Below are 15,809 nucleotides of genomic sequence, written 5' to 3'. Positions count from 1 at the left end.
CGGTCGAGCTGTCCCTGACCGCTGGTCGAAACCAGTATCCGCGGCGCGAGAGGCTTCGAATCGGTATGTGGGGTGTACCGCGGCAGAGGCCGGCCGAAGGTGCTCCTGCTGCCGCGCGCGATCAAGCGTCAGGCAAGGTGCCCGTATAGACGACCATTGCCACGACGACCGTGCAGAGTGCGCCGACGCACATTTTCGAGCGTAGTGTCCACGATGTGCCCGTGTAATTTCCCGAGTAGGACGTGGTAAGCGCGAAAAGCGCAAAGTACGAGATCAGCGTGGAATATGCGGCAACGGCGATGCCGGCGAACGGCAACAGCACGATATTGAGCGTGATGTTCATCGCCGCGGAAAAGCCCGTAATGAACGCCATTCGCGACGTGCGTCCAGCGATTACCGAGAGGTGGTTCATCGGAATCAGGTATAAGCAGTAAAAACATGACGCCAGCGTAAGGATGGGGATGAGTTTGGCTGACTGCCGGTAGTCCATTGGCGCGAGCGTGACAACAATCAGCGTGCCAACGACAGCGACACCAGCCGCGAGTAGTAGTGAGACAATCCGCTGGATCTCGACTACCCGACGCAGTCGCTCAGGGTTGGAATCCTGAAGGACACGTCCATACATTGGTAAAACGCCCCGATTAATCTCGACGGCGAGCACTGTGACAATCATTGCGAGTTGAGCTGCGAAGGCAAACTTGCCGGCAGCGGCCGTGCCTAGTATCGCGGCGATCACCAAGCGATCCGATAAGTTCAGGGCCCATCCCGACAGCACATGGGGGAGCAAGGGAATGCCTATGCGGAGCGCTTCCTTGAGATCTGCCCGAGATGTATTTCGACCGGTCAGGAAACGACGCTGGAACGGTAACGCGATGATCATCGCGCTGAGGCCACCGATTAGGTCCCCAACGGCCCAGCCGGCGGCGCCATAGCCGAATAGGCCGCAGAGGCAGAACTTTACTCCGGCCATAATCAAGGCCGGAGGCAGAACGACCCCGACGTATGCAACGACGCGCTCCCGCGCACGGAGCAGAGCGAGGGGGACCGTGCTGCCCGCACCGAACAGACACGCTCCGGCAACTGTTGCGATCACGGAGCCAACTGGGATATTGAGCGGCTTGTCCGAAGACGATATGAGCACCGCAGAGATCCCTACGCCCAGTGCTAAAGGTCCCGCAAAACTGAACTTCGCGAGCGTGTTATAGAAGCGCGCCGTGCGGTCTTCCGAATCGTAGGTAAAGAAGCCCCGGAACGCTACACTTTCCATTCCGAACGTTGCAGCGGAGGCGAGGAGACCATAGATAGACGCCAAGACTGCGAACTGTCCGAACTCGGCAACTGGGACCAAAGCCGCAAGGACCAGTAACAGAAGGAACGGCGCGCCCCGCTGGATCGCAGCAACGCCGATGTATGTGAGCGAATTTCGGGCCGGCCTATTTCGACTCATCTTTGCTAAGCCGACGGCAGATTCACGGCTTCCTTCGCAAAGTCACCTTTCGTAAAAACGTCGCATGCACCGTCGACGGTGCAGTCGATGACGCGTCGCCCGACTGATTCATAGGCATGTCGGGCGAGTTTGTATGAATGGTCGTTCATCTGGAGCGCCGGCCACGCCCATTTGGAGCCGTGTCCAAAATAGTTTGGATCGAAGTGGTTGGGGTCACTGCCCTGGGTAGTTGCAATCACCCGCGGATTTCCGCCCTCGGAGTAGCGATGGTCCATACCGATGATCAATACTTTCGTCCAACCGAAATGGTAGGCGAGTTGGAGGGCGAGGAACGTCACTGTGTACCCCGGGAACAATGAACTACCGATCCGAGTGGCAAATTGCCAGCGGAGATCCATGGCGGTGTAGGCCACGCGGTCTGTACGCGCCATGTGCTGTCTATGCTCAGCCGAGAGGAAGAGATTCGTTTCCAGTCCAGCGATTTCGTTGCCGTACTGTTCGAGTACGAGCGGTGCGCTGACACACAAGGCAATCGGGGGGGCTGGTAGGCGGTCGGCAAGCAAATATCCGCGATTCATCAAGATATACGGCACGTTTGCGAGTGGGGAAAGGTCGGTTTTATTGAGACTCGGCCCGTTGCACACGATCACGCCTGTCTGACCGTGCTGCTGATCATATAGAGCATTGAATATCTGCAGAGAACGCCGACCATCCGCGCTTGCGGCGAATGCTGCTATATAGCGTCGGCTGCGCATAGATTGAATGCCGTCGCGGACTGCAGCGACTCGTGCGCCTAGGGGATATCTGTAGAATTTCTGTCGGCGCGGAGTGATCGGCGCCGTCAATTCAGCTGGGGGAATCGCAAATTGGGTTTCTCCGTGAAATGATCCTGCGTGCGGACTTGGTGGCATAATGAACTCCTTCTATTCAGTGTCATCGCGTACGACCATTGCCTGCAACTTCGCGCCATCGCGACCCCGAGCGGTGCTCACACGTGAGTTGACGATAAAGCAGGCGGTAGTTTTGACTCAAGAGGGCGGGATTCCTTGAAGTCAATATTCTTGGGCGTGGTTCGCATCTGTCCGCTTCAAATATGATGCGGCGTCGAACTTGGGCTGATTCATCGGGTGAAAACACCGGCCTTAATAGCTGATGTGAGCTGGTTAGTCACCTCGGCGTGGACGGCGGATAATTCAGATTGCAGCACGACTCCGATCCCGAAGGCGAGTTCTTGCGCTCCGGATGGGCCGATTGTCGGTTCAAGCATGACCGCAACAGCTCCCTCTGCATGGAAGTATCGGCGAGCCCACGTACGCTTTTCGAGCCCCCTCAGCCGTCCCTGAAACACGACCACCTCAGTCGTAACTTCTGCCGAGCGCGCTTCTACAGCCTCGCCCCGATGCTGAATGGTCCAAGAATCTGGAATGAGCAGATTCGTGGCGCCTGCAGGTCGGGATGACATCCAACGATCGATGACGAGCAACCCTCCACTCGGTAGGGCGCACACGATTCGAATGCATACACCGGCGGAGGTGCGAATGTGACCGCCTAATGTGTCGACGGATATATTGGACAGATCGACTTCCGAAAGCGGCTCCGCGCGGAGGAACTTTCCGACTTTAAACCTGCCGTGGTACTCAACAGTTTCGACACCCTGGTAGTGAGGGCCATTATGACTCTGACCCGACCGTTCATATGTCCGCTGAGGGCCGGGCGAGTACTGAGAAGTTCCGGGATCAACAATGAAGCGGCGGCCAAAAGCATCTACCTCGAGCGCTAAAAAATCAGGATGACCGTGGGCGGGGTTCCACCGGGGCCCAATTTCACCTGCATCGAAGAGTGCTTCGATTGGCCCGGAAGACAATCGGTAATATCCCGCGTCCGGGAGGGACAGCGGCAAAGTAACCTTATCCGTGTCAAGGACTGCCGTTGGCTGTGGAACTTCACCGAACCAGCTGTCGTTAAAGAGTGCGATATCTCCATCGTTGTGTGTGAGAAACATCCAAGCGCCAGCGGCGGCATCTGCCCGCTTTCGCGCTAAGTCACGTGTCGCCACGGACAGAAAGTGACACGCAGCGAAGATCCGAAGAGACATCACAGTCAGACCCTGATACATCGCCGAGCGTTCGGCTTGCATGCCGTCAGCAAGCACGGTCGCAGAAATGATCCGATTGACTTCTCGATCGAGCCGTCGAGCACGTGATGGCGATATTGAATTGGCGGCAAGATGATAGAAACATAGAGCTGCAAGGTTGCGTTCCGTGTGATTATTGCGCATTTCATGCTCGACGTTTCGCCATAGGAACCCAGCATCTAGGCGAATGAAATCCTCTATTTCCGCCCGCACATCTTCTCCGATATGTCCTCGCATTCGGGCAATTGCCAGCCCGCTGAGGGTCGCTAGGATTCGATGAGATGTGTCATATGGTGACCAACAGGTAGCGAACGCTTCGGTTGACTCGAAGGTGCGGAACTCCGCAAAACGCCTCAATATGGCGCGCGCCGAGTAGTGATGTGCCTCGTTTGCGCTCGAAATAAGCGAATGCAAGATGCTGAGTTGCGCAAACTTCATCCGCCAAAGGCCGTCGCCCTCGTCTGGGTGTAGAAACAGCCAATCAATGTCTTGTATTGACCCGAAATCCACTGCGCGTCCCAGTAGCGTAAATCGACCACAGGCCGCATCCTTTAGTTCTTCGTCATTATGGCGGTAATATTCGCCGACAAAGTGCGCGAGGTCTGGGGGCATTTTGTCGCTGAACTCTGGCGTCGGCAAGCTCGACGCGGTGCGGCGGATCGTCCGGTCGTAGACATTCGGGAACCTTGGAACCAGCTTGCCCCTTACGCTGCGTTTGATCTGGAACGCAACCATCCGAGGCGTTAAGCGTGTTGCGGCACGCAATGTAGGGTGGACACGCAATTCTGACTCCTACTGTGGTCTGACGCTAGCCGCCGCACGTATTCATGGCTGATAGGTTTGCGTGAAAGTTATGTTTATTGTCGCCTGTACTCGTTACGAACGATACGTGAAGTTTAGCGAACTTTGACTTTCAGCTGAGACATGTCGTTCGCATCCAACTTGAAGTTTTCCGGCCTGTATTTCATGAATCGCGGTGGCAAGATCAAAAAGTTAACTGCTGCTGTTGCGCAGCATGAGTTTGTTCACATCCACCGTTCGAGAAGCCTCGAGCTTGTACTCGCCGGCTGAACCCCGCGAATCGATCACTAGATCCCATTCGGTGCTTTCAATCGCCTCCTGGTCCACGAGTAACTCTCGGATGAATGGTGAATTCGAAAGGACCCCCAAGTTCTGGCCAATCAAGTTCTGGGGAGTGACGTGCGGGTCGAATATCGCTAATTGATATCCAGCGGTGATCAGCATCCTAGCTAGATCAACGTTGGGACTCTCTCTTAGATCATCACTTGCATTTTTGAACGCAATGCCGATAAGAAGTACCTTTGCACCGTGTTTGAGTCCGTCTGTGGCAAACCTAAAGACGAACGACTTATGCGCCTCATTGGAGGTAATTAGCGAATCGATTAGGTGGGTCTGACTCCCGGAAATGCGGGAAATGTATTGCAGGGCCCGGACATCCTTTGGTAGGCAGGAACCTCCGAATGGCCCGCCCGGCCTCAAATATTGCGGCGAGATATTCAATTTTGTGTCGGAAACGAAGATCTTGTGGACGATGTCGGGGCTTATGCCGAGGTGGTTACATACTCGCCCGATCTCGTTCGCGAATGTAATTTTTACTGCATGGAATGAATTGTCGATGAACTTAGTTATCTCACTCTCGCGATACTTGACATAAAACCGAGGGGCCTCTATGCCTTCGTTGATTACGTCCAAAGCAGCGCATTTCTCACCGTTCTGAGTTCCAATAACGATCTTGGGCGGTGAGAAGTAGTCCGAGACGGCCGTAGATTCGCGCAGAAACTCGGGATAGTAAACGAGCTCGACGCGGCGCGATTCTTGTCCGAGGATGCCCTCGAAGATGGGCTGGATGAGCTCGTCCATCGATCCGGGCTTGATGGTCGACCGATATGCCACCGTGGGTCGACTCTCAGGGTTCGCCTTGACCAACTCCGCTACTTGGCGAGATACCTCAGCGATATATGTCATGTTGTGTGACCCATCGACCGCGCTAGGCGTGCCCACGCAGACTATGACAAGCTCGCAGAGCGCGACTTCAGGAACAAGAGTTGTGCTTGCAGTTATAAGACCGTCTTTCCTCGCCCTGTCGATTAGCTCGCGTACCAAGGGTTCGGCGATCGGTGACCGTCCGGCAAGCACGGCATCTACCTTCGTTTCGTTGGGATCGATGCCAATCACACTATGACCCTGGCTGGCTAAACACGCGGCAGCTGTTATGCCGACGTATCCAAGTCCTAAAATCGCAATCTTCAATGGACCCTGTGCCCCCGCCTAATCCGATTGAGGGAACTTCCGGTTCCCCGCCTAATCCGTCCAAAAGAACTCGTAACGAGTTCCTGTAGCGTGATGCAATTGTCAGAATCGTGTTGACTGAAGTCTCTAACAGTGTCACGCGCCGGGCCCGAGTCTAGCTGAAAGCAATCCACCGTGACGGGCATGGCTTGTCCGACGCTCTGTACAGCTGCACCGATTTCGGATCGCGCGCCTGGCGCGCGGATATAAGGTGGTCGACATCCGCCAAAACGGTTCCTGCAGCTTTATGGCTCATTGCTGTGGCGTGGGCCCTTCCGTGAGGATCTGGCCCTGCGGCTACGATATCGGAACCCGAGACAGCCTAACTAGAGCCGAAGGTCAAGGCTGCGTGCTTCGGGGCACCCCATCTTGGGAGGAATCCTGCACATCCTGTTCGTTTGCACGGGAAATATCTGCCGCTCGCCAGTGGCGGAGAGGTTGAGCAAGGCGTACGCGGCAACCCGCCAAATTCCGGACTTCGTCGCATCGAGCGCGGGCACGCGCGCAGTAATCGACCAAGCCATCCACCCGAGTGCTACGCGCGTGCTCGAAGAACTAGGGGGTGATCCCGCGGGCTTCAGGGCGCGTCAACTCACGCCCAAGATAGCCGCAAGTGCCGATTTGATAGTCACCATGACAGCCGCCCATCGCGACGAAGTGTTGGAGCTCGCGCCCTGGAAGCTCAACCGAACCTTCATGCTTTCGGAGGCGTCTCAACTGTCGCAACGCTGGAGTCCGCGGTCGGTGGACGAACTTGCCCCCCTTCGTTCTCAGTTGGGGGCAGAGGAGCGAGTCGATGTCGTGGATCCCATGGGGCAAGCTCCCGAGGTATTCAGGTCGGTCGGTGAGAAGATCGCTATGCTCCTCCCGCCAGTCATCGACCTGTGTGGGCCGGACAAGGTGCGGGCCTGAGTTCGAGACGATATCTCGGCCGGCTAAGGGCTGCTGGTCGTCAAGCGATCCGACTCTCTCCGGTTGAGAAGCGCGTGTCGTGTGCGATAAAGTTCCTGCGCAGAGGGGGAGACGCGTGGGGGGCTTTATGACGGCGATAAATGATCAGCCAGATGTGTCAGCAAATATCGTGCCGGTTCGGGGTAAAATCCCGACTTGGCAGCAAAGTTATGCGCTTCGGCTGGTAGCGGTTGATTTCTTAGGGGTCGTGCTCGCAGTCGGGTTGGCACAGTGGTTGCGCTTTGGTGCGGTGTCGGAAGCCGTGCCCACGTACCAGAGTCTCGACTACAGCGCGGTTTCGGTCATAATCGCGATCCTGTGGGTTTTGGCCCTCAGTATCAACAGGTCGCGTTCTACCCGCGTCATAGGGTCGGGCGCCGAGGAGTATCGCCGGGTATGGATCGCAACACTATCCGTTTTCGGTGGCGTAGCCATTACTTCTATGCTTTTCAAGCTGGAGATTGCCCGGGGATACCTTGTGATCGCGCTGCCCGCAGGCTTGCTTTTCTTGACCTTGGGGCGCTGGTTTGCTCGCCAGATAGTCGTTCGCGCACGAGCGCGAAACGGCAGCTGTATTACGCGCGTGCTCGCGGTGGGTAGCCCCTCCGCTGTCCGCGACCTCACCAAGTCGCTGGCTCGTGATGGAGGATCCGAGTACCAGGTGGTTGGGGCTTGCATACCCGGTCCAATGCACCGCCCGACGATTGAGGTCCCCGGCGTAGGCTCGGTCCTAACGTATGGCGACGAATCAGACGTCGTGGATGCAGTACGCATCACAGGGAGCCACGCTGTCGCCGTCACCGCGACTGAGCGCCTGGACGGTCGCGGGATCCGGGATCTCTCATGGGAACTCGAAAAGTTGGATATTGACTTGCTGGTCTCCCCCGGTGTTGTCGATATAGCGGGCCCGCGGTTACAGATTCGCCCTGTGGCTGGGCTTCCTCTGATTCACGTCGACAAGCCGAGATACAATGGCGCCAAGAGATTCGAAAAGCGCTTATTCGACATCGTGTTCGCGAGCACCGTACTGTTGCTGGGTTTTCCCTTTCTGTTACTTATCGCTGCGGCTGTGAAATTGACGAGTCGTGGGCCGGTCTTTTATAGGCAGGAGCGCATCGGCCTCGACGGCAAGCCATTTGAAATGATTAAGTTCCGTACGATGGTAGTCGGTGCTGATTCAATGGTTGTGAAACTTGCAGCGCTTAACGAAAGTGAAGGCGGGGTACTGTTCAAGATTCGGGACGACCCAAGGGTGACGAGAATTGGTAGAATCTTGCGCAAGTACAGCATCGATGAACTCCCACAGTTCATCAACGTGCTTAAGCAGGACATGAGCGTCGTTGGCCCACGCCCTCCTCTGGCCCGCGAGGTTCAAACCTATGACGATCATGCAATGAAACGACTTCTCGTTCGACCTGGGATTACGGGGTTATGGCAGGTTAGTGGCCGCTCTGATCTGTCATGGGAAGATACGGTTCGCCTTGATCTGTTCTACGTCGAAAATTGGTCGATGATTTCGGATCTAATCATCGCAATCAAAACAGTCAGGGCGATGCTCAGTCATTCCGGCGCCTATTAGACGATTGATGCTCGGCGAAATACGGCACAGACATCGCCGACAGCTGGCGGTCGTTTAGTTATGTAACGACAATATTTGCATGCTTCGGCGATAGACGAATGGTGCTTCCCGTTGGTAATCGTTGAACTTGTGCAGTTGAGCCCTGTGCGGTTGCGGCCTGCGGACGGGGCACCGGGCACTGCCGCGATCGGCTGGTCGGCTGGGTGGGTCGCCTACTACAGTCCGTCGGCACCACAGTGACTCTGCATCGAGCACAGAATTCCTCTGAGGAGTTACGCATCCTATGTATACTTGGCAGTTCATTCCGTGAGGACTTTGCGACCTCGTAGATCAGGGTCGGGACGTTGGTTCCGCTGCGCACGCCGGCGTCTGCGGGTGGTGGTGGTCGTTCCACAGTTGTCGTTGAACCGCTCCGGTGTGGACCTGAGCGACCGGGTGTGGGGCGATACGACCCGTTAGAAGGTCTGGGTGGCGTCCGATGACTTTTGTAGGCACCGCGTCCCGTGACAAGCGATCAAGTCCGTTGTTTACTTTGGTACGTAACGCACGGTGGTGAACGTTCTTTCGATCGGATTTGTGGAGCACGCCGTCAACACACGCGGTGGTCCAATGATCGGCCGGAACTCACAGGACACAGCAAGGTGTAGCGGTCCGGCGATGATCCTGACGTCCGCCCTGGCGTACTTCTACGAATTCGATCTCGAACGCTTCCGCCGCGACCCAGGCTTTGCAGATTGCTTTCGGAGTTGTAGATCTCACGCACCGCCTGCTTTTGACGCTATGGGTGTGCAGAGGGGTCGTTCGCTGTGGCTCTCGCTGGATAATGCCGTTAAGCACGAAGGCCAGTAGCTTCGGGTGCCGGCGAGGTGCATGAGGTCGCACAGCCTCGGGTCGTGGGTTGTAAAGAACATGGAACCGTCCGGCTTGGCAGTGATTGCGTTCGCACCAGAGGGGACGTGGCGTCCGGGCGGGCGTGAATTGGCGTCGTTACGCGGTTAGGTCTACAGACCGCCTCAAGACCGGCATGCCGATGACGTGGGCCCAGCTGAGCCGACGGCGCTGCACAGATAGTTATCGTTGTCGGCTCCGGCCGAAAAGTGAGCAGGTAGTTCCGGTTGAAAAGTGAGCACCCTTCTGATTGGAGAGTGATCACTGTGGAGGATTGGGCGGAGATTCGCCGGCTGTATCGGTCGGAGAAACTGTCGCAGGCTGCGATCGCGGAGAGGTTGTCGCTGTCGCGGAACACCGTGGCTAAGGCGTTGAACTCTGAGGCGCCGCCGCGGTACGTGCGCACGCCGTCGACGACGTCGGCGTGGGCGCAGGTCGAGCTTGCGGTGCGGGCGTTGCTCGGGCAGTTCCCGACGATGCCGGCCACGGTGCTGGCGCAGCGGGTCGGCTGGGCCGGCGGGCATTCCTGGTTCGCCGAGAACGTCGCACGGATCCGCCCTGAGTACGCCCCGGCCGATCCATGTGACCGGTTGGTGCATCTTCCGGGTGAGCAGGTGCAGTGCGACCTCTGGTTCCCCGGCGCCCTGGTGCCCGATCACGCCGGGGTACTGCGATCGTTTCCGGTGCTGGTGATGGTCGCGGCCTGTTCGCGGTTCATTGCGGCGATGATGATCCCGTCACGGGTGACCGGGGATCTACTCGCCGGCATGTGGCACTTGCTCCAGGACATCGGCGCGGTCCCTCGAACGCTTCTGTGGGACAACGAGTCCGGCATTGGTCAGCGTGGACGTTTGGCCGACGGGGTCACCGGGTTCTGCGGGGTGCTGGCCACCCGGCTGATTCAGACCCGGCCCTATGACCCCGAATCTAAGGGCCTGGTGGAGCGGGCCAACGGCTATCTGGAGACTTCGTTCCTGCCGGGCCGGACGTTCACCTCGCCGGCGGATTTCAACGCCCAGCTGTGGGCGTGGCTGGCAGGAATCGCCAACCGCCGCATTCACGCCACCACGGGTCTGATCCCGGCCGACGCGTTGGCCGCCGATCGGGCCGCGATGACCGCACTGCCGCCGGTCGCCCCGGCGACGGGTACGACAGTAGTAACGCGGTTGGGTCGCGACTACTACGTCAGCTGTGGTGGCAACGCCTACTCGGTGCATCCGGAGATGATCGGCCGGATGATCACCGTGACCACCGGCCTGGACCGGATCACCGCCCGGTGCGCCGACCGCCTGGTCGCCGATCACGAAAGGCTCTGGGGTAGCGCGGGACTGGTCACCGATCCGGAGCATCTCGCCGCTGCGGCGGTACTGCGCGAGCAGTTCCGCAGCCGCCCCGCCGCGGGTGCGCATCTGGCCGTCGATGTCGAGGTCGCCGACCTAAGCGCCTACGACGTGCGGTTCGGGACCGGAGAGGTCGCCTGATGGCCACCAAACGCACCCCGGTGCCGGGTGAGGCCGACAAGCTCATCGCCCACCAGGCCCGTCTCCTGAAGGCCCCGCGGATCGCCGCGCACTACCAGCGGTTGGCCGAGCAGGGCCGCGACGCCGGTTGGTCGTTGGAGGACTACCTCGGCGCGGTCCTGGCGGTGGAGTCCAACGCCCGCGCGGAATCCGGTGCCCGCCAACGTATCCGCTATGCCGGGTTCCCGGCGATCAAGACGATCACCGACTTCGACTTCACCGCCCAACCAGCAGTCGACCGCGCCCAGATCGCCCGTCTGGAAGCCGGCGGCTGGCTATCCGAAGCCCGCAACATCGTCCTACTCGGCCCACCCGGCACCGGCAAAACCCACTTGGCCACCGCGCTGGCGATCGCTGCCGCCCACGCCGGGCACCGCGTGGCGTTCGCCCCAGCCACCGGCTGGATCACCCGGCTGGCCGAAGCGCACCGCACCAACCGCCTCGACGCCGAACTACGCAAGATCAGCCGCTACGGGCTCATCGTCATCGACGAGGTCGGCTACATCCCCTTCGACACCGAAGCGGCCAACCTGTTCTTCCAGCTCGTCTCCACCAGGTACGAGAAGTCCTCGATCATCCTGACCTCCAACCTGCCGTTCTCCCGCTGGGGGCAGGTCTTCGGCGAGGCCACCATCGCCTCGGCGATGATCGACCGAATCGTCCACCACGCCGACGTCATCGCCCTCAAAGGTGCCAGCTACCGCATCAAACATACCGCGATCGACACACTGCCCTCCGTGGAAGCCGATCGTCAGGCAGACTCAACCCCGTAAACCTGCTCACTTTTCAACCGGAGCAGGCCGCTCAGGATTCAACCGGAGCCGACAATCGTTTCACATCAGGCGCGTGGTGTCGCGACCGCCAATTGCCTTGGTTAATGTGTCTGCGCGCTCTTGCCAGGAAAACGCGCGTGCACAATCATGAAACGCTCGGTTCTGCAATTCATCAAGCGTGTCGACGTCGTCAATGACTTCGCAGATCAGCTTCGAGAGTTCCGAGAGGGTTGGAACTGCAAGATAGCCTTTGCCTTCAGGGGTAGGAAGTCCAATAATCGCATCGGTTAGGCCGATAATCGGAAGTCGGTGAAATACATGGGACAAGAGTCTTAGCTTGAAGCCACCCCCGATAGTGTCAGCAATAACCCCCGCTCGGGCTCCTTCAACTAGCTTTACGAGATCCTCTACGTATCCCATCACGTTAACTTGTGGGTACTTGCCGACGACATAGTCGCGGAGCTCGATACTTATATCACCCGCAACCGTAATCTCAATACCCGCCTCAGTCAGAGGCTTGTATGCACTAGAAAGCCAGTCTAGTAATACTTGCTGCTTCTGTTCGTTTCGGCGACCGCCGAGGAGAAGAATTCTTTTCGGCGTTTCTCCGGTAATTCGGCGCGATTCGACTATAGTCTCGCTATATCCTGGAGAGATAAGGAGATACTTCCGGGCGGGATCTATCATTCGGAATGGGGCTAAGTCGGCCTCCGTAATTACGGTCACGATGTCCGATTTCACGATCAGTGCTTTTTCCCAGCGTTTGACTTTTCTGAGGTCGAGCTGAGCCACTAAGCGCACCGCTAAGCTAATGTCGTACGCTCGGTATTTACTAGCGCGTGTCGAATACTCCCACTCATGTGAAATGTAGACAAGCTTTACTTTGGGGTGTAATTTTCGATATTTCTGAACGCGCGGTAAAGCATGAGCCATGCCAATATTATCGAGAACTATCGCGTCCCAGTTTCCTGAAGCAAGGAGTACATCTAATTCCGTGCGGAACTCGCTCGTAGCCCCCTTCCATGCTATAAGGGGGAACTTCGAAAGTACTGATCTCGCTCTGCCATCTCTTACGTTGCCAGCGATTCGCCATTTAACACCGGAAGTGGCTAGTTGCCGATCTGCTCCGCTCTCAGCGCATAGAACAGTCAATTCCGCAAGGGTCGACCACGACTCGATAATGCCTCGGCTGTAAACACTGTCACCCGATACTGCAGGAGGGTAAGGGAGCACCTTTGTCAGATACAGTATCCGGGGTTTATTCTCCGTCGAATCACGCATTGCGCACGATACCTTACGTCCATTTCATTTCAAATTAGGGTTGACCCGCGTTGCAGTTTGGACTCCGTGGCGTTTCGGCGCTTCTGAATTGCACCATGCATATTGGTGAATCAGTGTCATCCCGGAGTGGACAACGCGTTGCCGCCGGGACGCTGTTAGCTCGGTTCAATCGCACCGCGAAAACCGCTTCAGGCGAAGCTCATGTGTTCCAGCGCAGTTGTCAAGATGCTGACCACCTTCGCTATTGATTGCAGCTAAGTCATTTGTAGACATTACCACTGCTAGTCACTCCGAACGGTCACTAGGTCCGAGGGAGGGGACGCGCCAGGGGGACACGGCTGTGGTTCGCGCGCGCACCATCAAGAGCGCGCACCATCATGCGGAGGAAGCGCTGCATAGAAATTCTCTTCCAGTCGAAGCCAATGCGATTCCCATGTCCAATTCTCGAGAACGAATGTGCGCCCGGCAGCGCCGAGCACGCTTCGGCGCTCGGGGTCGTTTAGCAGCGCGATTACCGCCGCTGCGAAGTCACCAGCTGTTTCGGCAACCAGCAAGTGCTCACCCGGAGTCGCACCGATCCCTTCATTAGCCACAGGTGTCGCGACGATCGCCTTACTCATCGCGAGATATTCGATGAGCTTGTTTTGCATGCCGCCGCCCGCCTGCATCGGGTTGATGCAGACGGCTGCCTCGGCCATGTATACCGCTGGATCTGGAACGGTGCCAGCGACCGTGACGCCCGGTAACTTATCGAGTTCCCGCACCTCCGCGGACGGCTCGCGGCCGACGATTGTCCACGTCGCATCGGGCAGAGCGGTACGCACATGTGGCCAGACATTCTGGGCGAACCACTGAACGGCGTGCACATTGGTCGGCGTGCGCATCACACCTGAGAACACGATATGGTGCGGTCGCTCGGCAATGTCCGTGCGCGGGGCGAAACGGCTCACATCCGTGCCGTGTGCCCCGAATACATAATTATTTATCGGCGTCACACCCTGTGCACGACAGTTTTTGGAGATTTCCTCCACATCCCGTGACCCGATCAAAACGCTGTGGGTGAAGCTCTGCCAAATACGCGATTCATAAGCGGCTACGAGACGGCTTTCGGCTTTATATAAAATGCGAAGCGCGAGATTGGGCGCGTTCTGTGCAATTCGACGAGAATTAAGGGTCTGCGAGAGCTGAAGCGCGAGAAAAGTAGCTGGGCGCTTATCGTTTGGTCTGGGTAATTCGCCAGCTGGACGACCCGTATCGCGTGTAATCTCCGCGCTGCGGAAATAGTAGGTATAGACGATGTCGTAATCACCGGCCCCTATGCGGGATCGAACCTCCCGTCGCTGCTCAGGGTGTGAAAAAAGCCCCACCTGCAACGGCCGCGTTTTCAATATGCCGAAAACGGCGCGCGCGATGCTGCTGATCTTTCCGAATCTATAGAGATGAACCTCTCGACACGCGCCCCGAAGCCAGGCAAGGTCCTCGCTGCTGGCGGATGCGCCGGTATTTATGCAAAATAAATCAACCACATGTCCACGTGCCTTGAGGAAACTCAACAGGTGCGCCACGGTCATCTGGTCAGCACGACGCATCGGCAGCGGAACTCGGCTATAGATAACTGCTATACGGAGTGGACGATCGGTCGGCTCGACGTCCATCGTCTTCGGGAATTTCATAAACCCACAATCTGCCACACTGCGGAGTCGACCATTGGGGTGGCTAGCCCCAGTGTGCGCATCGCTACGCGCCCTGCTTCTCGAACCACCTGGTCGGTGCCGACTGCACTAATCTCATACTCCGTGCTGGCTTTCTGATCCGCGCTTTGTGACTCCGGATCACCTCCTCGATCGGCCTCGGTCGGCGACGCTGTGGACAGCGCACTGATGGAAATCGGCCGTGAACTGAGTGGGATGCGACGGTATGAGGAGCCCGTGAGGCCTTCGAGTTGCCCAAGTTTATGCGGACACCTGAGTAGCGAGACGGTGCCTGCAAGGAGGATGTCGACATGCCGCGGGCGCGTTGGTCGTTTACACCTGAGGGCATGGTGGAGGCGGCTCGTCAGGCGTGGTGGACGCGGGCCGCCTGTGTCGGAGGTGGCCCGCGAGCTCAACTGCACGACAGTCTGCTGGGCAAAATCGTGCGTCGGGAACAGGTCCAGACAGAGTCGCCGCAAGAGACGGTCCACTACGCTACGAATACAGCCCCTTCAGGGCCTGGGCACCAGTAAAGAGGGTGCATCAAATCCGGGGCGGTTCGCACTAGGCGGGGGATGTTGGTACATGGAGCCAACTCACGTCGGCTTGATACCCGACGGCATGCGCCGTTGGGCCGATGCGAACGGCGCGACGTACGCGGAGTCCTACCGGAGCGGATCCGAGAAGGTCATCGAAATCCTGCTTGCTCTCCGGCACAACCAGGTGCGGACGGTCTCGGTGTACAACCTCAGTCGTGCCAACCTCGCCAGACCTCCCGCGCAACTGGACGCCGTGTTTGACGCCACCGTTTACTTCTTCTCCGAGCTACTCCCCGCCCACTTCGATTCCGACGAATACACCGTCCAACTCCACGGGGATCGGAGTTTGCTTCCGCGCCGCTACGTCGACGCGGCCGAAGCGCTGGAGCGCGCCACCCACGGCGACAGCTTCCACATCAACATCCTCGCCGCCTACGACGCTTACGACGAGTTGCGCGCCGCCCACCAACGCGCACAACAACAGGGCTGCGACATCGCGGCGGCGTTCGACATTCCCGACGTCGATCTGGTCATTCGGACCACCGCAGAACCTCTGCTGAGCGGATTTCTGCCGCTGCAAAGCCAGTACGCAGAGCTCGTGTTTCTGGATACTCCGCTAAACGAACTGACCACCGACCACATCGACGACCTCATTTCCGAGCACCGTCGTTTCCCGCAGCGGCGCGGACGGTAGCG

Annotated in this window: 11 protein-coding genes; 5 read left to right on the top strand and 6 right to left on the bottom strand. The window is 58.0% G+C overall.

The window, feature by feature from the left end; genetic code table 11:
- Positions 1 to 121: 121 nt before the first annotated feature.
- The 4 genes from BST38_RS10110 to BST38_RS10100 form a co-directional block, all read right to left on the bottom strand.
- Positions 122 to 1,447 (bottom strand): lipopolysaccharide biosynthesis protein, encoded by a 1,326-nt coding sequence (locus BST38_RS10110; RefSeq protein WP_083143143.1) that lies wholly within the window; start codon positions 1,445 to 1,447, stop codon positions 122 to 124.
- A 5-nt stretch (positions 1,448 to 1,452) separates the two neighbouring features.
- Positions 1,453 to 2,358, bottom strand: a complete 906-nt coding sequence (locus tag BST38_RS29200; RefSeq protein ID WP_133057217.1) for a motility associated factor glycosyltransferase family protein — start codon at positions 2,356 to 2,358, stop codon at positions 1,453 to 1,455.
- A 209-nt stretch (positions 2,359 to 2,567) separates the two neighbouring features.
- Positions 2,568 to 4,316 (bottom strand): heparinase II/III family protein, encoded by a 1,749-nt coding sequence (locus BST38_RS10105; RefSeq protein ID WP_083143142.1) that lies wholly within the window; start codon positions 4,314 to 4,316, stop codon positions 2,568 to 2,570.
- A 258-nt stretch (positions 4,317 to 4,574) separates the two neighbouring features.
- Complete coding sequence (locus BST38_RS10100) at positions 4,575 to 5,852, bottom strand: nucleotide sugar dehydrogenase (protein ID WP_083143141.1); 1,278 nt, start codon at positions 5,850 to 5,852, stop codon at positions 4,575 to 4,577.
- Between the two features lie 408 nt (positions 5,853 to 6,260).
- Here BST38_RS10100 and BST38_RS10095 point away from each other — a divergent pair, with 408 nt between their 5' ends.
- The 4 genes from BST38_RS10095 (at position 6,261) to istB (ending at position 11,602) form a co-directional block, all read left to right on the top strand.
- Positions 6,261 to 6,803, top strand: coding sequence for an arsenate reductase/protein-tyrosine-phosphatase family protein (locus BST38_RS10095; RefSeq protein WP_272818843.1), 543 nt, complete (start codon positions 6,261 to 6,263; stop codon positions 6,801 to 6,803).
- A 127-nt stretch (positions 6,804 to 6,930) separates the two neighbouring features.
- Complete coding sequence (locus BST38_RS10090; RefSeq protein ID WP_083143210.1) at positions 6,931 to 8,421, top strand: sugar transferase; 1,491 nt, start codon at positions 6,931 to 6,933, stop codon at positions 8,419 to 8,421.
- Between the two features lie 1,154 nt (positions 8,422 to 9,575).
- Positions 9,576 to 10,790, top strand: coding sequence for an IS21 family transposase (gene istA / locus BST38_RS10085; protein WP_083143209.1), 1,215 nt, complete (start codon positions 9,576 to 9,578; stop codon positions 10,788 to 10,790).
- Positions 10,790 to 11,602 (top strand): IS21-like element helper ATPase IstB, encoded by an 813-nt coding sequence (gene istB / locus BST38_RS10080; RefSeq protein ID WP_083143140.1) that lies wholly within the window; start codon positions 10,790 to 10,792, stop codon positions 11,600 to 11,602. Before istA ends, istB begins: the two co-directional genes overlap by 1 nt.
- A 60-nt stretch (positions 11,603 to 11,662) precedes the next feature.
- On the opposite strand, the gene BST38_RS29350 is transcribed toward istB, so the two are convergent.
- Positions 11,663 to 12,394: a glycosyltransferase gene (locus tag BST38_RS29350; protein WP_165761575.1), complete on the bottom strand. Its 732-nt coding sequence runs from the start codon at positions 12,392 to 12,394 to the stop codon at positions 11,663 to 11,665.
- An 848-nt stretch (positions 12,395 to 13,242) separates the two neighbouring features.
- On the bottom strand, positions 13,243 to 14,556 hold the full coding sequence (locus BST38_RS10075) for a glycosyltransferase (RefSeq protein ID WP_237160728.1): 1,314 nt from the start codon (positions 14,554 to 14,556) through the stop codon (positions 13,243 to 13,245).
- Positions 14,557 to 15,159: 603 nt separating this feature from the next.
- Between BST38_RS10075 and BST38_RS10070 the strand changes: the two genes are divergently transcribed.
- The gene (locus BST38_RS10070; protein WP_083143138.1) at positions 15,160 to 15,807 is read left to right on the top strand and encodes an undecaprenyl diphosphate synthase family protein; all 648 of its coding nucleotides are present in this window, start codon (positions 15,160 to 15,162) and stop codon (positions 15,805 to 15,807) included.
- Positions 15,808 to 15,809 lie beyond the last annotated feature (2 nt).

The organism is Mycolicibacterium parafortuitum (assembly GCF_002086815.1).
GTDB lineage: Bacteria > Actinomycetota > Actinomycetes > Mycobacteriales > Mycobacteriaceae > Mycobacterium > Mycobacterium parafortuitum.
The sequence above is the reverse complement of the archived record's forward strand: the minus strand, read 5'-3'. Positions and strand labels throughout refer to the sequence as shown.